The following is a 17,590-nucleotide window of genomic DNA, read 5'->3' as shown; positions in this document are numbered from 1 at the left end:
TTCCGGCCTTGCCTTTGTTGGGGACGCACCATGATATTAGCCTTGCTCGCCAGTGCTGCCAGTCTTGCAGCGACGCCGGCGACGATCGCTTCGGTCATCGCTTCGGCGCCTCCGGGCGCCTCGATTCGGTTGGCGCCGGGCGATTATGGCGTGGTGACGATCGACAATCGCAATTGGGCAAGGCCGATCGACCTCAATGCCGACGGGGCGAAGCTGACGCTCAATGTCGTCCGCTCGGGCGGCGTCGCGGTCCATGGCGGCACTTATGTCGCCGACACGACGCGGCCCAACAACGGCTATGCGATCATGGTGCGGTGGAGCCACGGCGTCACTGTGGACGGCGCGACCGTGACCAGTGCGCGGGCCGGGATCTATGTCGATCGTTCGACCGACGTCAAAGTCTTGCGCACCCAGATCGTGCGGGTTCTGGTCGATGGCATCGACATCGCCTCGTCACAACGGGTCCTGGTCAAGGACAGTTCGTGCTCCGATTTCCAGACCGAGGGGCAGCAGCAGCATCCCGACTGCGTCCAGATGTGGTCCAATCCCAAGTTCGGGATCACGCAGGACGTGACCATCGAACACAATCGCTCGCACGGGCCGATGCAGGGGTTCAGCGGGTTCAACCATGTGACCAACGGGGTCGACGACGGAGGGTTCGACCGGATCGTCATTCGCGACAATCATGCGGCGAGCACGTATTCCCATGGCGTTGCCATCAATGCCTGCCGCGATTGCGAGATCACCGGCAATACCGCCGAAACCCTGCCGGGCGCGCGGTGGCGGACATGGGTCCATGTCGTCGATTGCACGCGGTGCCGGGTCGAACGCAATCACGACGGCGCCGATCCGCGATAACGCCCGGGCAAGTGCCCGGTCCAGGGGCGATCAGCTTTCGATCTGTGCCGGGGTGGCCGGTGCCGGGCGAGGATGACGGTCTCGCCACGAAATCGCGGCGATCATCCCGACGATCATGAAGATGAACGAGGCGTTGTCTTCCTGCGACAACGCGTTCTGGCAGGCGAGCCAGATGCACAGGCAGATCGCGGCGGCCCCGGCATAGCCGTTTTCCGAATCCTCGTCCCCTTTCATGCTCAGGCGGAACCCCTGGGTGATCGCCACGCCCATCAGGCTGACATAGACGGCAAAGCCGGGGACGCCGTAATCGAGCAGCAAGGTCAGGATGTAGCTGTCGATCGAAATCTGGCCCGAGGGGTCGGCCCATCCGAGCTGAAGCGGGGCCTGTCCGACGCCATAGCCGAGCACCGGGCGGCGCATGATCATCGGCACGGCCATGTGGAACTGTTCGATGCGCCCTTGCGTGCTGGCGGCCTGTGCGCCCCCGCCCAGAACCCGGACGCGCAGCGCGGGCACGGTCATGACCGCCCCGATCAGGCTGACCAGCAGGACCGGATAGGCGGCAAGGGCGATCGTGGGCAGCACCGATCCGCGCTGCAGGCGGCGTGCGCGCATGGCCCAGACCGCGACGAAGACCGAATGGGCGACGAGCGTTCCGATGAGGCCGATGCGCGCCTGCGTCAGGATGATCGCGAGAAAGACGAGCGCGTCGCCGATCACGCAGAAGATCCGGATCGCCATCCGCCGGCCGAAGAAGATGTAATAGAGAAAGAACGGCATCGTCAGCGCCAGCCATTCGGCAAGGCTGAGCGAGACGGGGAACGTGCCGTTGATGCGATAGACGTTGCTGCGGAAAACGGGCGAGAGAATCCGCTGCACCCCGGGGTCGCCGACCTGAAGGAACGAGGGGATGTGGTTGGCCCACAGGATCGCCTTGTTATGGTATTCGGCAATGCCCATGAAGACCATGACGATGGCCATGCCGCGCAGGATCGCGGCCCATTTGCCGATCTCGCCGGGGCGGGTGAACACATAGCTCGACATGAAGAGCACCGCAGTCCAGCCGAGCTGGTCGCGCACGAAAGCGCTCGTCGCAGCCGGGAAGCTGCGCGCGAGGGGAAGCGACAGCATCTGGATCACGACGAATGTGCCGAACAGCCTGAAGATCCACGGCGAGGCGCCGATGATTTCCTTCATGCGTTGCCGGAACGACCGCGAGATCGAAAGGCTCACCATCATGGCAAGAATGGCGAGCGCGACGAAGACGCGGCGGATCTCGATCAGCGGGAAACCTGGCAGGGAGATCGCCAGGTAATAGGGCCAGAGCGTCAGCGCGACGAAATAGGCCGTGAACATCCAGGTCATGAGCCGCGTCGGCGGCTCGGTCCCTTCGGGAAGGACCCAGACGGTGAGCGCGGCAAGCACCGCGACCGGAATCACCAGCAGCGAGAGCCGTTCGGTCGGAAGCCACGCGATCGCGGCGCCGAATGCCAGTCCAAAGCCGAAAAGGAGCGCCAGCAGCCCCAGATTCCGCCAGCGCGGTCCCGCAGGCCGGTGGTAGCCGGGAAAAACAGTTATCTTGTAGTGTCCGACCTGTTCTGTCTGTTCCAGCCCGGTTGCCACAAATCTTCCCAAGCCTGTTCGTTGGAGTCCGTCTTGCTTACTTGGCGACCGGGTATGTGCCAAGTCGTAACTGCATCGACCGCGACAAGGGCGCGATGAATGCTGTCCCGAGGCGGGACTGTGTCCACGAATTCGTTTCCTCGGGCGTCATGCTGCTGGTACACACCGCTTGGCATGGGGTTCTGTCAAGATGTTCACGCAAACCGATCTCGAGGCCCGCGCGGCATGAATGCATGGCACTGGCTGCTCGTGATCCGGGCGCAGCGGGCCATCGTGCTCGTGACGATGCTGGGCGTTCTGGCCGGTGCGGTCGCGATGTTGTCGACCCAGTCGAAGACTTATCTGGCGCGGGCGCGGGTGGTCATCGACCTGTCGGTTGACCCGGTGACGGGCGCCAGGATCGACCCCCGCATGTTTTCCTCGGTGGTCTGGACCCAGGTCAATCTCATCAAGGACCCCGCCGTCCTGATCGAAGCGGCCAAGCGTCTGCAATATCTTCCCGCCGAAGATCCCAATCCGCGCGATGCGGCGGCTGCCAAGCTGCGGAACCAGATGATCCGGGTGATCGACAGGACCGTCTTCGTCGATGCCGATCCCGATTCGAATTCGAACCTCATGGACATCGTGGGATACGGCAGCTCGCCCGACGAAGCGGCGAAGATCGCCTCGACCGTCCGCGATGCCTATATCGACCTGTCCGTCCGGATGCATCGCGAGGATGCCGAGCGGGCGCTTGTCGTCATGCGCAGCCAGCTTGACCACCTGCTTCAGGAACGCATGGAGGCTGCGGCCGAGCGAACCGCCTTTGAAAAGCGATACAATGTCGTGCTGGCCGACGACGGGGCGGACGAGTTCAACGATCTCTTGCGCAAGGTTGCCAGAATGGACGACCGGTCGCTGGCGCGGATGAACCAGAGCCGGGCCGGGGCGCAGCCGCAGGGGCAGTCGGTGCAGCTCGCCCGGATCGATGCTCAGATCGCGATGGCCCAGACGGTCTATGGCCCGAACAACCCGGTGGTCCAGTCGCTGGTGCAGCAGCGCAACGCTCTGCAGCAACAGCCCGCCAATACCCAGCCCAGCCTTGCCATGCCGGTCGCGACTTCGACTTCGGTCATGACGATGCAGGTCGAGAAACTGCTGGCCCAGCGCGGGGTATTGTCCGAGGGGCGGATGCTGGTCCTGCGTGAATTCTCGCTCGACGATGTCATTCACGGGCTTGCGACGCGCATGGTCACCACGGCCCAGCAGGTCAATTCCGCGACCGGTTCGGTGTCCAAGTCCGGGGCGGCCGTCGTCTTTCCCGATCCCGTCGGGCCCAAGGTCGGGCTCGTGCTTGCTGTCGCGACGGTGCTGGGCCTTGTGTTGGGGTGCCAGGTCGCTCTCATCTACGAATTCCTGAACCGCCGTGTGCGTGGGCCGGGCGATCTTGCCCAATGCGAGGCGGCAACGCTTGTCGCGATTGGTTCGCGGTAATCGGGTGGCATGGTTTTGGAGTATGCCCGCTTTATACGCGTTTTTGCGGTATGAACGGGTTGGAAAGGAAGCGGCGGTGCGCCAACATGGACGAGGCAGGTTGCTGCATGCATTCGTTCGGCGTTCATCTTGCCTGTCTGATGGAATCGGCGATTTCGTGACTTTGAATTTCTCCGGAAGAGATGGAGATCCGCGTGGGTTGGTTTGACAAGTTTACTTCCCGCAAGAACGAACACGAGGAAGCGCCGTCGTATTCGCAGATCGCCGCTCCCGCGCCGGCAAAGGCCAAGGATCGCAAATCGCTGTTCCCTCGTTTCCAGAGTTCGGCGACCGACGAACTGCGCGGGATGCGGGGCGGGCCGGACCAGATGGCGCGGGTCAAGTTGCGCGACGCCTTCACGCCCGCACAGCCGGTTGCCGACATTCGCCACATGGCCGGGCGGCGGGAGCTTATCAATTCGCTGATCCGCTCGCTCGAGGACCAGCGTCTGCACGTGGTGCTCTATGGCGAGCGCGGCATCGGCAAGACTTCGTTGCTGCGCGTGCTGGCAGAACTGGCGCATGATGCGCAGTACATCGTGCGCTACAAGTCGTGCGGCGAGGGAAGCGACTTTTCCGATCTCATGCGCGGGGTCGCGTCGACCATTCCGCTGCTTTACCATGCCGACTATGACCCGGCGACGCTCGATCTCGACGAGGGCAAGTCGCTGGCGAGCCTCCTGCCGGCCGGGTCGCTTTCGGCTGACGACATCGGCGATGTCTTTGCGCGCCTTTCGGGCACGCGCGTCCTCATCATCCTCGACGAGTTCGATCGCAGCCCCCGGGGTGTGTTCCGCCGGTCGATCGCCGAACTGATCAAGAACCTTTCCGACCGGTCGGTGCGGGTCCAGCTCGTCATCGCGGGAGTTGCCAGCAACCTGTCCGAGCTTGTCGACCATATCCCTTCGATCCGGCGCAATGTGCTGGGCCTGCATGTGCCGGTGCTCGACGGCGGCGAGATCCGCGAACTGCTGGCGATCGGCGAGGAAATGAGCGGGATCGAATTTACCGACGCCGCGGTCGGGCTGATCTCGAGCTTTTCCTGCGGGTCGCCTTATCTTGCCAGCCTGCTGGGCCAGCTATCGGGCCTTGCTGCGATCGATCGGGGCAGCCGGACGATCGAGAGCGAGGATATCGCTCGCGGGGTCCATGTCGCGGTCGAGGAAATCTCGCAACGCATGTCGGAACGCACGACCGAAAAGGTCGATCGGGTGTTTGCGCAGAACAAGGGCGCCGCGCTGGTTCGGCTCGCGCGCATCGCCATGCTTCACGGCGGGCGTCTCGATACCGTCAACCGGGGGCAGGAGATGGAGGGCGTCGAGGAATGCCGCCATGCGATCGATGATCTGGCCGGGCTCGACAGTGGCCTGATCATTCCGTCGGAGGACGGCGTGGAGGGGCGTTACCAGTTCTCCGAGGAAGGGCTACCGACCTATATCTGGATGCTGGTTGCCCGTGAGCGGGTGGAATCCACCGGTTTCGCAGGGGGCGGAACGACGACGGCCTGATCGGGTGATCCGGTTGGGCGCAGGGCGATCGCGGGCGGCCCGGATGGGATGCTGCGGACAGGGGGCGTTGGAAGATGCGGGTTTCGTTCGGGCTGCGTAAGCGCCATGAGGCCGGTGCGTGACGGAAGGCTCAGCCCCACCCCCACCCCTCGTCAGCGTGATCGTTCCCCATTACGAGGATCTCGAACGGCTGGGGCATTGCCTCTCCGCGCTCGAGGCTCAGGTCGGGGCGCCGCCTTTCGAGATCGTGGTGGCCGACAATGCCTCGCCTTGCGGATCGGATGCGGTGGAACGCGTGTTGGCGGGACGTGCGCGCCTGACCATTGCCACCGACAAGGGGGCCGGGCCGACCCGCAATGCCGGTGTCGCGGTCGCGCGCGGGACGATCCTGGCGTTCACCGACAGCGATTGCGTGCCCGAACCGGGCTGGCTGGCCGCCGGAGTGGCCGCGTTGCAGACCGCCGATTTCGTCGGCGGCGCCATGGTCGTCCTTGTCCGGGATGAAAGGCGCATGACCGGCGCCGAAGCGTTCGAGCGCATTTTCGCGTTCAACAACCGGCGTTACGTCGAGGAACTGGGCTTTACCGTCACGGCGAACCTGTTCTGCCCGCGCACCCTGTTCGACCGGGTCGGAGGGTTCCGGAACGGCGTTTCCGAAGATCTGGAATGGTGTCGCCGGGCCACTTCCGCCGGATACCGCATCGGCTATGCCGAACGGGCGGTCGTCGGCCATCCGGCTCGACGGAACTGGAAGGAACTGGTCCGCAAGTGGAGCCGGATCAATGCCGAGACTTATGCGCTGAACGCGAGCGGGACGGGCGCTCGTGTGCGCTGGGCCTTGCGTACGCTGGCGCTGCCCCTGTCGATCGTGGGCCATGCGCCGCGTGTCCTGCGCAGTCGGGCGATCGGCGGGCTCGCCAATCGGGTGCGGGCCATGCTCACGCTGGTGCGCCTGCGCCTGTGGCGCGTGGTGGATTCGTTCAAATTGCTCTTTCGCGGGGGAAGCTGATGCACGTCGTCATGGCCATCGTGGCATTTCGCAATGCGGAGGAAATCGTCGGCTGTCTCGGCGCGATGGGTGCTTCGACATATACCGATTTCGAAGTCGTGATTTGCGAGAACGGTGGGGCAGAGGCGTTTCGCGCGCTCAGGGCGCGATTGCCCGAAGCCTTGCCCGGCGGCCAACCGGTGACGGTGATCGATGCCGGCGGCAACGTGGGTTATGCCGGGGGCGTCAATGTCTGCATGCGCAGCAGGCCGGACGCGGATGCCTGGTGGATCATCAATCCCGACACGATTCCCGAAGCGGGAGCCCTGGCGGCGCTGGTCGCGCGTCTGCAACGCGGCGATTGTGCGGCTGTCGGCGGCTTGCTCTACAATCCGTCGGGGCGCGTGCAGGCCTATGGCGGTCATTGGCGGCCCTGGCTTGCCCGGTGTGTGTCGATCGGAAGCGGCGCCCGGCTCGAGGATCGCCCCGATGTGGCCGAGGTCGAGCGGCAGACGAATTACCTGCTCGGCGCCTGCATGCTGGTCGGGCGTGGTCTGGTCTATCGGGTTGGTCTGATGCGCGAGGACTATTTCCTCTATTGCGAGGAAGTCGAATGGGGTCTGCGCGCGGTGAAGGCGGGGCTGAAGCTCGGTTTTGCGCCCGATGCGCTCATTCGCCACGATCAGGGCGGCACGACCGGATCGGGCAAGGCGCACAATGCCCGTCCGCGCATGCCGATCTATCTGGATGAGCGAAACAAGCTCAATGTCGCGCGCGATACCCGTCCGGTGACTTTGCCGGTGGCGGCGCTAGCGTCGCTTGGCCTGCTGTTCATGCGCTATGCGCGTCGCGGGGCCTGGCGCCAGTTCGGCTATGGCCTGTCGGGCTGGCTTGCCGGGGTCCGCAACATGCGTGGAATGCCGCCCTGGATGCAATGAAGAGATTTGCCGGTGCCTCGCTCGGAATTTCCGAGCGAGGCCCGCGCCGGGATCAGTATTCGTTGTAGACGGTGCCGACCACGTTGACCTTGTCCGACCGCAGTTCGTCGATCAGGGTGTTGACGTCGGCGACATAGGTCCAGTCCTTGCGCGCGACGATGATTGCGTGGCGAACCACCGAGGCGATGCGGCGACCGTCGGCATTGGTGTTGCTGGCCGGGGTATCGACGATGGTCACGCCGAATTCACGCATGCACAAGTCGAGCAGCGTCTTGAACCGCGCTCCGGAAAGCAGTTCCTGGGCATGGGAACTTTTGCCGCCGGAATAGATCAGCGAGAGATTGGGCAGGACGTTTTCCTGGATCACCGATCCGTATTCGGTGTCGGAATCGATCAGCGCGTCCTTGAGCGAGGGCATGTCACGCGAAGGGACGATCATCCGGTGCAGCGACGGTTCGCGCAAGTTGGCATCGATCAGCAGCGTCTTGATCCCGGCCCGGGCCAGCGACACCGCAAGGTTCACCGAAACGAACGTCGTTCCGCTGCCGCCGCTGGGCGAACATACCGCAAGGCCGCGCCGTCCGCGATCGACGTGATGGGACAGCAAGTGCGTGCGCAGTGCCGCGATCGCTTCGGCTTCCGGGCTGGACGGATCGGACGCGACGACGACCTTGTCGGAAATCTTGAACGTGATCGGCTTTTCGCCGGAAGGCTGGACGGCCTCGTCGGCAAACGGCGCCGTCGTTGCAGTCCCGTCGGCGGTGTCGTTCTCACTCATCACGCTAGGTATCTCCAATTGCCGCGTTGCGACGGTCGCCGGTATCGACAATGCCGATCCCGATTGCGCCCCGCAACGGGCCTGATGACTTTGGGCCGATACGTCAGGGGAGGCGATACGTCAGGCTTCACTCATCAGGCGCCCGATGACCGGAACCCCCAGCGTCGCAAGATCCTCGACGCTGCGCACGCGACGCCGGGTCAGTTCCGCGCCGACCGCCAGGATCAGGCCGAGAACGATGCCGCCCCCGATCGATCCGGCAAGGATCAGCAGAACCTTGGGGGCGACCGGCGTGTCGGGCGCGACGGCATTGCCCAGTACGGTGAGGCCGCTCTCGCGCGAGGCGGCCTCCAGTCCCAATTCGCCCGCACGCTGCATTGTCTTGTTGTACTGGTCGCGCAGGACATCGACGCGGGCCTGGATCTTGCGCAGTTGGTCGATCTTGTCCCGCTGTGCCAGGACGCGGGCCTGCTGCGTCGCAACCTGGCTGGCGATCGGGGGGCCGCCTCCGGCATTGGCGCGGGCAGCGGCAAGGGCAGCGGTCCGTTCCTCGGTCGCCGACTTGGCGAGAGCCTCGCGCTGCTGGCGCAGGGCGACGATCTGGGGGTGATTGGGGCCGAGCGTGTTGGACAGGGTCGCGATCTGGGCGTCGACCTGGGCCAACTGGATGCTCGACGGGCTTGCCGCGGGCGGGGCGACATAGGCCGAGGGCGTCGGCAGCTGGCTGGCCAGCGCCTTGAGCCGTTCGGAATCCGGGTCGCTGTAGTCGCTTTGCAGAACGACGCCGCTTTGCTTTTCGAAAGCGGACTTCTGCTGCTCGACGCTGGTCAGCTCGTCGGCGATCTTGCGGGCCTGCTGGCGGAACCATTCGGCATTGCGCGTGGCGCCTTCGCGACGGAATGCGATCGTTTCCTCGACATAGGCATCACGGATGAGATCGGCGATCCGGCGCGCTTCGTCCGGTGTCCGGGCGCGATAGCTGATTTCCATGATGTTGCTGTCGACGAGCGGCTTGGCGTCGGTGTTCTTGATGATCTGTTCGGCCAGCCAGCGGCGGATGTCGACAGTGCCCTTGGCGTCGCTGTCGTTGTAATCGGCGATCTTGCTCGGGTTGTTGGTCCAGCCGAGCGCGTCGACGACGCGGCCGATCACGCGATAGTCGGTGATCACGTCGGACTGGGTGGTGATGTAGGCGCGCGCGAAATTGGTCGAGAGTACCTGCTGCGTCACCGGGTCGGGCTTGACGAGGTCGAGCAGGACCCGGGACGTGGCTTCGTACTTCGTGGGGATCAGCGCGATCGCGGCAAGGCCGCACAGGAAGCATCCGAGGACGGTCCAGCCCAGCAGCTTGCGCCGGGCGAGCAGGATTCGGATGATCTGGACAAAACTCATCGTGTACTCCCCGGCCCGACCGTGCTCAGAAGAAACGCTCGCCGATCTCGATCACGTCGCCTACCTCGACCGGGCTGTCGAGGTCCACGTTCTTGTATTCCTTGCCCTTGCGGACAAGCTTGATCTTCTTTTTCGAACCCAGCAGCGTTACCCCGCCCGCAACGGCCAGAGCCTTGCGCAAGGTCAGCCCGTCGTCGACGGTATAGTTGCCCGGCCGGTTCACCTGACCCAGAATGTAGAAGGTCTGCGCGGCCGGGACGAAGAGCTTGTCCCCGGGCGTTACCAGCGGATCTTCGGCCGGTCCGCCGGTCGCGATCCGGTCGAGGTCGAGGCTCTGTTCCTCGCCGGTGGCATGGCGCAGCTTGACGATCTTGGTGCCGCCCGACTTGACGCCGCCAACCCGGGCAAGGACGTCCGAGACGTGATAGGCGCGGTCGATCGGCACCATGCCCGGCTGCGCCACTTCGCCAAGGACGACGACATAGCGGCTGGCATAGTTGACGATCGTGATGTTCACGGCCGGATTGGTGTAATATCCGCCCTTTTTCAGCGACTGGGTGATCATGTCGCGCAATTGCACGACACTGAGGCCCCCGGCGTGGACCGAACCGATCAGTGCGAGCTGAATGGTGCCGTCGGTCTGGATCTGCACGCGCGTCGCGGGCTGGCTGTCGCCCGCGATCGAGATTTCGAGCGAATCGCCCGGGCCCAGAACATAGGCTTCGGGTTGCACGGCGCGGGCGTCGGCAGAAGGTTGCGGCGCGGCAAGGGCCTGCGCATGGGCGACTTCTGCCAGGACCATCGACGAACCGGCCGCAAAGAGGGCGCATGCCGCAAGGGCCCGGCTGGCTGGATTGGATGTCATCAAGGTTACTCCGACCTCATTTGAGACGGACGGTCGCGGTCAGGCCACCGTGCACGCTGTCGAAATTGTACATGGAGTTTTCTGAACTGGTCTTGAGATAGCCGGCATAGACGCTGAACGACAATCTGCGGCTGGCCGCGATCTTGAATGTCCCGTCAAAGCCGTCGCTCGTCCGGCGATAGACCGGAACGACGGTGGCGGTGTCGCTGTAATGATAGCGCAAGTTGTTGTGCAGCCACTGGATCAGGAAGCTCGACCGTTCGGAGAGGGCATAAGTCACGCCCGCGCCATAGTTCTCGCGCGAGATGTAGTCGACGTTGAACCCTTGCGAGGGATCGACCGAGCGGCCGGTGTCGAACGTGACCTTGATGCGGCGCGAAGCCTTGAGCGTCAGGCCCGCTTCCCACAGCAGGCCGTTGAAGCTGCTGGCGGGGTTGGGGCCGCGTGCGCGGACGTCGGCATACGTAAGAGCGACGTGACCGCCCAGCGCCGCGCCGATGTCGCGTTCGAAACTCAATGTCCCCGCCCGGCTGACGAGGCGGGGCGATCCCTGGTAGGCGACGCCGTCGCGTCGGAAGAAATCGATGTCGCGCTCGGCATAATAGAGCCGCACGCGTCCGATTGCCGGGTGGAGGTATTCGAGACCGCCGCCGTAAGTGGTGGCGCGATAGTCGCCCCCGATCCGCGAGAGCGACGAGTTGCGCCCTTCGGCATAGCCGCCGATCGCGAGCGGGCGCAGGCCGTAGGTGGCCCCGCAGGCGATCGTGCCGCTGACCCAGTAGAGTGTCTGGGTGTTGCGGACCGATTCCCGGCCGCCCTGGGTTAGCACGATGAGATCGACCAGATCGCTTTGCTGGCGGTTGTATCCGGCATAGCCCGATGTCGCGCAGGGGCCGAGTTGGCTGCCCGCGCCGACCATGGCGGCAATCCGTTCGGAGTTGAGCGTCGAGTTGCGGACGTTGACGTCATAGCCGCCCGATGCGGTCAGCGAAACGTAGGTCTGCCCGAAAGCGCGATAGAGATCGGTCTTGAGCGAGGGCGTGAAACGGACGTCGGCCTTTTCCAGACCGCGCAACTGCGCCGACTGGTCGTTGGTGCGCGCGATGTTGCTGTCCGCGATCGTGTCGACGGTCGCGTCGATGTTGGTGTGAGGCTGTTGCGGCACAACCGTGTCGGCCGTGTTCGCCAATGGCGTGATCTGCGCCCGGGCTGCCCCGCCATCCAGCGCAAGTGTCGCCACGAGCCACCATGCCAACTCGCGTTTAGTCTGTTTCATTGCCAGTTATCCGCCCCGTAACTTCGGGTTCGGTCATGCCCGATGACCGCCCTCGAAGAGCACCCACTTTATGGTAATCATATCGGCAACCAGAGCAATGCGATAGATGCTGCGTTTGTCCCAAATTATGTCAGCGGCCGATCTGGTGCGTATAATGACATTTTATTCACGGCGTGGCCGGGCACATCTGGGGTGTAACAAGCCGATTGTCCTGATGCAGCGCCAGTGTGGCGAACGTGTCACGCAGAACCGAGCGATAGTTCCCGAGCAGATTCTCGACCTGTTCGTGCCCGCGACTGATGAGATCAAGTAATTCGGTTTTCTCCGAGAGGCCGCGCAGCACCAGATCGAGCGCGTGATCATCGTTCGGGCAGTCGACCGGAACGGTCCTGTCGAAGCCGAGTGAGGAAAATAACCCGCTGAATTTTCGGGTATATGCGACCGGGATGAAGGGTGTTCCGACGCAGAAGGCGGCGATGCAGGCGTGCATGCGTGCCGCCGCGAGGAAGTCGAGACTCGAGATGTAGCTCTTCGCCTCGACTGGTCCCGGGAAGTTGGGAACCCGGATGACTTCGGGAAATTCGCGATGGAGCAGGTCCGCGACGCGGGCGTCGTCGTCGGAGGGAATGAACCGACTCGTGGCGTGGGTCAGCAGGTGGACCTCGATGCCGGGCATGGCGCAAAGTCGGCGCAGCAGGGCCCGGCTGAACCGCGCGTAGTCGTATCCCAGGCCGAATCGGTTCGTTCCGTTTTCCGCCTGACGAAACAGCAGGCCCGAAACATTGACGCCCACGCGTTGCACCGGCCCGTCGCGTTCGGCGGAGCGGTCGTGGTGGGGAAGGGTAAAGGACACGTCGATCGACTGTGTGCAGGGCACGCGCGGGGCAAGTTCGCGCGCAAGAGCAAGGGATTCAGGGTCGCGAGTGACGATCGCGGACGCCCTGCGCAGGACCACGGTGGCGACGGCCCGGGCGCCGGGGTGATTGAAGGGGCCCACGGTCTGGGGGGAAAGTACGAGCGGAATGCCCCGGCAGACCGCCATGACTTTCCCTGCGCACAGGATCAGGAAGCGTTTCCATCCATAGGTGTCGGTAAAACTGTCCCCTGCGCCGATGTCGAGGACACAGTCGATTCCTCCGAGCACTTTCCACAACCCATTGGGTGAGAGCAGCGTGCGCATGGTCACGATGTGGGTCTCCACTTCGTTGCCCATGACGCTTGAGGTTTCGCCGTCGCGCATCCCGATCACGACGAATTGGGCATGGAGGTCCAGATCGTGGAGGGCTTTGCGCGCGATCGCGATATTGCCGTAGGTCAGCGCACCGATTCCGAGATTGCCCGAGGTCAGCGAATGCCACAGGAGGCCGATCCGGATCGGCCGCTCGGGCGTCCCCTTCCGACCGCCTGCGCGCCGGATTTTTCCGGCGAGAGATTTGACGTGCTGGGAAAGCAATGGGACCTCATCGCCTGGTTATATCGGGAACGGTATCTTTGATCCTTGTGGCTGTGTATACTCGAAAGCTATAAAAATCATTGCATTTCGCCAGTGATTTCCGAATCCTTTGTTAATCGCATCTCTCGGCTGCTTTTGCGGGATTGTGTTTTTGTATGGTTTAAATTAAGTTAAATCATGTGGTTGCTGGTGGTTCCGGGGGCTGTGGGACTTATGTTGAAGCGACGCGATTCTTGGTTTTTTGCAGTCTCCGGGGTGATTCCGGGGAGACGAATGTGAGAAAGCGATTCACTCATCGGCAAGCATTGGATGGTAACCAATGTCTTGATTGCCTATGGGGGTGTGCAACTGGTTTCCTGTTTGTACATTTTCAGAAGTTCGTGATCCGTCGCCAATTTTCGGGTCGAACAGACTCGTAACCGCAGGGAACCATCTAGTGCGAATAGCTCTGATCGCGTCAGGTGGCGGCCATGTGCGGCAACTTCTGGACCTTGAACCGTTCTGGCGTTCGAAGGATTGCTTCTTCGTCACCGAGGACACGGCCCTGACCCGCGACATCGCCCAGCGATGCAAAACGTATTTCATTCCCCATGTCGCGCTGGGCCAGGCCCGGCTGGGCAAACGCTTCGAAATGCTGCGCGGCGCGATTTTCAGCGTGTTGCGTTCATTGTGGATTATCCTGCGCGAAAGGCCGGGCGTCGTCGTCACGACCGGTGCGGGGTCCTGTTATTTCCCCGTTCTCTTCGCACGGGCGCTCGGAGCCAAGATTGTCCTGATCGACTCCTTTGCCCGTTTCCAGGGGCCCTCGGCCTTTGCGCGGATCGCGTCGCCGCTGGCCCATGTCCGTATCGCCCAATCGGCGCAGTCGGCCCGCAAATGGGCCGGGGCCAGCGTCGTCGATCCGTTTCGCAGGCTGGGCAAGGCGACCGACAAGAAGGAGCCGCTGGTCTTTGCAACGGTCGGTGCGACGCTGCCGTTCGAGCGGCTGATCCGGCTTGTCGACGAGGCCAAGCGCGCGGGGCAGATTCCCGAGCATGTCATCCTGCAAACCGGGCATTGCAGTCCGGTTGAGGTCGACAAGGACATCGAGACGCACGAAGTGCTCTCGTTCCATGACGTGCAGGATATCCTGCGCCGGGCGGACATCGTCATCTGCCACGCCGGGACGGGCTCGATCATCACCGCGCTTCAGGCCGGATGCCGGGTGATCGTCATTCCGCGCATGTTCGAGCGTGGCGAGCACTATGACAATCACCAGTGGGAAATCGCCGAGACATTTGCCAACCGCGGGATCGTGACCATGGTCGGCTCTGACGACGATCTCGGGGCAGCACTCGAAAAGGCGCGGGCCAGCGAACCGGTACGGGCCACGCTCGATCAGACCGAGTTGATCGGCAAACTTGACGGGCTGGTTGACCGGTGGGCATCGTGATCCGATGTCATCGGGGGGCAAGCATGACGAGGAAATCCACGCTATTGCCGTCGCGATGAAAGTGGCCCCGAACGGGCGCTTTGTGGAGCCGCAATGACCGCTCGATCCGATACCTCGTCCAAACGGTCGGGCCCCCAACGATCGGGCATGAAGGTTTTCTTCATCGGGTCGGTGGTTGCACAAGTCTGCGCGCTTGTCCGCTATGTCGTCCTTGCCCGGATCCTGGGGCCCGAGCAGCTTGGCCTTGCCGCGATCCTGATCCTGACGTCGCTGTTCTTCGACCTTCTGACCGAAGGCGGCATTTCGATCTATCTCATCCAGAGCGAGGATGGCGATGACCCCCGGGTGCAGTCGATGGTCCAGCTCGTCAATCTCGTGCGGTGCGCGGTCATGGCGGGAACGCTGCTCCTGATCGCGAAGCCGCTGGCGATGTTTTATGACCGGCCCGAACTGGCGGTCGGGATTCGCTGGCTGTGTCTTTCCCCGCTGATTCTCGCATTCCTGCACTACGATGTGAAACGGTTCCAGCGTGCGCACAATTTCGGCCCCGAAGGCTGGATGATGATCGCATCGGAATCGCTGGCGCTGGTGGGGGCGGCCGTGATCGCGATCCTGACGCACAGTTATTACGCGGTGGCCTTTGGTCTGGCGGGGCGTTCGCTGGCCATGGTGGGCGTGTCCCATTTCTTTGCCGAACGGCCTTTCCGGCTGGGTTTCGTCGCCGCGTCGTGGAAGGCGTTGCGTGCCTATAGCTGGCCCCTGATGATCGACGGACTGTTGCTTTTCATCGGGCAGCAGGGGGACCGGCTGCTGATCGGGAAACGGCTGGGGGTCGAGGCGCTCGGGTATTATGCCGCGCTGCTGCTGCTGATCTATTATCCGACGGGATTGATTACCCGGCTGGTCCAGTCGGTCAATCTGCCCCAGGTGGTCGATGCCCGGCGTGACGAGAGCTTGCTCAACCAGCGCGTCGATGTTCTGGGCGGGCATTTCCTGTTGCTCGGTCTTGCCATGCTGCTGGGGTTTTGCGCGACGATGCCGGTCATGGTGCCGCTGCTTTACGGGCATCGGTTTGCTGTCGCGGCCTATACGGTCGCCCTTGTCGGCGTGCTTCAGACCGCCCGGTTCCTGCGGGGATGGCCCACGACGTTTGCTTTGGGCATGGGGCGTTCGCGGCAGGTGATGGCCAACAATCTTCTGCGTCTGCTCGCCTTCCCGCTCGCCATCGGGGGACAGGTGGTGATCGGCGGATTGCCCGGAATTCTCATCGGCTTCGTCATCGGCGAAGTGCTGGCCTTCGTGACGGCGACGTATCTCGTCGACCGCACCAGCGATCGTGCGGCACTTGCCGACATGATCGACATCGGGCTGTTCACGGTCGCCGGGCTCGCGCTGTGTACGGCCGGATACCGGCTCGGGCAGGGTGAATGGACCATTCCGCTCGGGCTGTGGGCTGTCGCGTTGGCTGCGACAGCTGGCGTCGCCTATCGTCGGCGGACCGCCGTTGCCCAGGCGGGGCCCTTGCTGCAACGGATCTTTCGCGGTCGCGCGCGGTCGCGCGCGCAGGCCTGATCCGCGCCGGTGGGTGCTGGCCCCAGAGTTGTGGCCCAGCGCCTGTCGCGGGGATGGCGGCAGGTCAGGCGCCTGGTGCGCGGGCGGGAAGCGCTGTTGGTCCTCGTCGTCGCGGTCGCCTCGGTGCAACTTGCCGACCATGCCGAGAGCGTCAATTCGCGCCACGACATCACGATGGCCGAATCGGCCTGGCAAGCGGGCCTTTCCCCTGCGCAGGTGGTCGATCGGGTGCGGAGCCACATCGTCGAGACGGGGCATCCCGGTTTCTATGCACAGGACATGGAAACGATCGCCCTGATCGGCTTTGCCCGTGCCCAGCGGCGGGGGGATCTTCTCGATCATGGCCTCGCGCTGGCCCGGCAACGGCTGGGCAACGATCCGGTCCAGCCGTTTGAAAGGGAGCTGTTCTGCAGCCTGTCGTTCGAACTGGTGCGGGCAGCTCCGTCCAAAGACCGGGACGCGGCCTATGTCGAAGAAAGCGCGCGGTATCGGGCATCGGTCGGACGGGCGGCGGACGGCGCGATCGCGTTCGGGCAGGCCCCATCGCGTCCGATGCTGGTCGATCAGTTCCAGGAATACGTGACTCGCATGGCGCGCACGTCCGCGATGACGGGGGACGCGGGATATGCGCGCGAAGCGGTAGGGCAGATCCTGCTGTTTCGAAATGTCCTGCGCGATCCGGCGACGGGATTGTGGGGGCCTGCCCGAGATTGGCCCCGCCATTGGCCCTATCGTGGCGGACCGGGAGGCCTGACCCGGACGAAATGGGGGCGGGCCCAGGCCTGGGTTCTGCGTGGACTGGTCGAAACGCTCATGGCCATGCCGCCGCAATCGCGCGAGGCCGAAATGGTGAAACCTGTTCTTCGCCAATTCGGTTGGGATCTCTTGCGGTTTCAGGATGCCGACGGGCTGTGGCATGAAGTCGTCGACGAACCATCCAGTTATGCTGAAACGTCGGCGACCGGCATGATTTCCTATTACTTTGCCAGGGCTGTGGTCGAGGGTGATCTTCCCGAGGTGCCTTTCGCGGCTGCGGCACGGCGGGCCTATGCCGGATTGCTGCAGCGCAAGGTCGCGGCTGACGGACGGGTTTTCGGGGGTGTCCGGGACACTCCGCCCCAGCCCGAAACGGACGATTACCGCCATCGGATGACTCCGATGAACGATCTGCACGGGGTGGCGGCGGTGATCATGAGCGCGACCGGACAGGTGCTGCTCGACCATCGTAACAAAGAGGAGGGGAATGGTTTGGCGGCCCCGCTTCGGGTGCCGCGAGCCTGATTGGAATGTTTTCGCCAAAGTCTTATCATTTTAAAGATTTGAACAGATTCCCGAGTTAAAGCATGTGGCCATGCTCGGTATCTGTCGCCCTCCCCGGATCGATGTACGATGCCG

The 17,590-nt window shown here is 63.6% G+C and carries 14 protein-coding genes; 8 read left to right on the top strand and 6 right to left on the bottom strand.

Features of this window, described 5'->3' with window-relative positions; translation table 11 throughout:
- Window positions 1–30: 30 nt before the first annotated feature.
- Window positions 31–858: a right-handed parallel beta-helix repeat-containing protein gene (locus Y88_RS10180; protein ID WP_008068864.1), complete on the top strand. Its 828-nt coding sequence runs from the start codon at window positions 31–33 to the stop codon at window positions 856–858.
- 30 nt (window positions 859–888) lie between these two features.
- Here Y88_RS10180 and Y88_RS10175 read toward each other — a convergent pair whose 3' ends face one another.
- The gene (locus Y88_RS10175; RefSeq protein WP_008068862.1) at window positions 889–2,481 is read right to left on the bottom strand and encodes an O-antigen ligase family protein; all 1,593 of its coding nucleotides are present in this window, start codon (window positions 2,479–2,481) and stop codon (window positions 889–891) included.
- Between the two features lie 225 nt (window positions 2,482–2,706).
- On the opposite strand from Y88_RS10175, the gene Y88_RS10170 reads away from it, so the two are divergent.
- The 4 genes from Y88_RS10170 to Y88_RS10155 all read left to right on the top strand — a co-directional run bounded on the left by Y88_RS10170 (window position 2,707) and on the right by Y88_RS10155 (window position 7,427).
- Window positions 2,707–3,954: a GumC family protein gene (locus Y88_RS10170; RefSeq protein ID WP_008068860.1), complete on the top strand. Its 1,248-nt coding sequence runs from the start codon at window positions 2,707–2,709 to the stop codon at window positions 3,952–3,954.
- Window positions 3,955–4,148: 194 nt separating this feature from the next.
- The gene (locus Y88_RS10165; protein ID WP_232281019.1) at window positions 4,149–5,501 is read left to right on the top strand and encodes an ATP-binding protein; all 1,353 of its coding nucleotides are present in this window, start codon (window positions 4,149–4,151) and stop codon (window positions 5,499–5,501) included.
- A gap of 118 nt (window positions 5,502–5,619) precedes the next feature.
- Window positions 5,620–6,510, top strand: coding sequence for a glycosyltransferase family 2 protein (locus tag Y88_RS10160; RefSeq protein ID WP_232281018.1), 891 nt, complete (start codon window positions 5,620–5,622; stop codon window positions 6,508–6,510).
- Window positions 6,510–7,427, top strand: coding sequence for a glycosyltransferase (locus Y88_RS10155; protein WP_008068857.1), 918 nt, complete (start codon window positions 6,510–6,512; stop codon window positions 7,425–7,427). The genes Y88_RS10160 and Y88_RS10155 overlap by 1 nt, the downstream gene beginning before the upstream one ends.
- 52 nt (window positions 7,428–7,479) lie before the next feature.
- On the opposite strand, the gene Y88_RS10150 is transcribed toward Y88_RS10155, so the two are convergent.
- The 5 genes from Y88_RS10150 to Y88_RS10130 form a co-directional block, all read right to left on the bottom strand.
- On the bottom strand, window positions 7,480–8,205 hold the full coding sequence (locus tag Y88_RS10150; protein ID WP_018075648.1) for a CpsD/CapB family tyrosine-protein kinase: 726 nt from the start codon (window positions 8,203–8,205) through the stop codon (window positions 7,480–7,482).
- 120 nt (window positions 8,206–8,325) lie between these two features.
- Window positions 8,326–9,597 carry a chain length determinant protein gene (locus tag Y88_RS10145; protein ID WP_008068854.1) on the bottom strand — a complete coding sequence of 424 codons (1,272 nt, stop codon included), beginning with the start codon at window positions 9,595–9,597 and terminating at the stop codon, window positions 8,326–8,328.
- Between the two features lie 25 nt (window positions 9,598–9,622).
- The gene (locus Y88_RS10140; RefSeq protein WP_008068848.1) at window positions 9,623–10,462 is read right to left on the bottom strand and encodes an SLBB domain-containing protein; all 840 of its coding nucleotides are present in this window, start codon (window positions 10,460–10,462) and stop codon (window positions 9,623–9,625) included.
- A 16-nt stretch (window positions 10,463–10,478) separates the two neighbouring features.
- On the bottom strand, window positions 10,479–11,738 hold the full coding sequence (locus tag Y88_RS10135; protein ID WP_018075646.1) for an outer membrane beta-barrel protein: 1,260 nt from the start codon (window positions 11,736–11,738) through the stop codon (window positions 10,479–10,481).
- 166 nt (window positions 11,739–11,904) lie between these two features.
- Entirely contained in the window at window positions 11,905–13,191 is a 1,287-nt protein-coding gene (locus tag Y88_RS10130; RefSeq protein WP_008068846.1) for a polysaccharide pyruvyl transferase family protein, read from the bottom strand.
- 436 nt (window positions 13,192–13,627) lie between these two features.
- Between Y88_RS10130 and welK the strand changes: the two genes are divergently transcribed.
- The 3 genes from welK (at window position 13,628) to Y88_RS10115 (ending at window position 17,476) form a co-directional block, all read left to right on the top strand.
- On the top strand, window positions 13,628–14,623 hold the full coding sequence (welK, locus tag Y88_RS10125) for a beta-1,4-glucuronosyltransferase WelK (protein ID WP_008068845.1): 996 nt from the start codon (window positions 13,628–13,630) through the stop codon (window positions 14,621–14,623).
- Window positions 14,624–14,770: 147 nt separating this feature from the next.
- Complete coding sequence (locus Y88_RS10120) at window positions 14,771–16,195, top strand: oligosaccharide flippase family protein (protein ID WP_008068843.1); 1,425 nt, start codon at window positions 14,771–14,773, stop codon at window positions 16,193–16,195.
- 75 nt (window positions 16,196–16,270) lie between these two features.
- Window positions 16,271–17,476 (top strand): glycoside hydrolase family 88 protein, encoded by a 1,206-nt coding sequence (locus Y88_RS10115; protein WP_232281017.1) that lies wholly within the window; start codon window positions 16,271–16,273, stop codon window positions 17,474–17,476.
- Window positions 17,477–17,590 lie beyond the last annotated feature (114 nt).

Origin of the sequence: Novosphingobium nitrogenifigens DSM 19370 (genome assembly GCF_000192575.1) — a bacterium.
Classification (GTDB): Bacteria; Pseudomonadota; Alphaproteobacteria; order Sphingomonadales; family Sphingomonadaceae; genus Novosphingobium; species Novosphingobium nitrogenifigens.
The sequence above is the reverse complement of the archived record's forward strand: the minus strand, read 5'-3'. Positions and strand labels throughout refer to the sequence as shown.

Bases quoted from the DNA above. Each gene is read 5' to 3' on its own strand.
- Y88_RS10140 (WP_008068848.1), bottom strand. From the start codon at position 10,462: ATGACATCCAATCCAGCCAGCCGGGCCCTTGCGGCATGCGCCCTCTTT.
- Y88_RS10170 (WP_008068860.1), top strand. From the start codon at position 2,707: ATGAATGCATGGCACTGGCTGCTCGTGATCCGGGCGCAGCGGGCCATC.
- Y88_RS10180 (WP_008068864.1), top strand. From the start codon at position 31: ATGATATTAGCCTTGCTCGCCAGTGCTGCCAGTCTTGCAGCGACGCCG.
- Y88_RS10135 (WP_018075646.1), bottom strand. From the start codon at position 11,738: ATGAAACAGACTAAACGCGAGTTGGCATGGTGGCTCGTGGCGACACTT.
- Y88_RS10150 (WP_018075648.1), bottom strand. From the start codon at position 8,205: ATGAGTGAGAACGACACCGCCGACGGGACTGCAACGACGGCGCCGTTT.
- Y88_RS10155 (WP_008068857.1), top strand. From the start codon at position 6,510: ATGCACGTCGTCATGGCCATCGTGGCATTTCGCAATGCGGAGGAAATC.
- Y88_RS10145 (WP_008068854.1), bottom strand. From the start codon at position 9,597: ATGAGTTTTGTCCAGATCATCCGAATCCTGCTCGCCCGGCGCAAGCTG.
- Y88_RS10120 (WP_008068843.1), top strand. From the start codon at position 14,771: ATGAAGGTTTTCTTCATCGGGTCGGTGGTTGCACAAGTCTGCGCGCTT.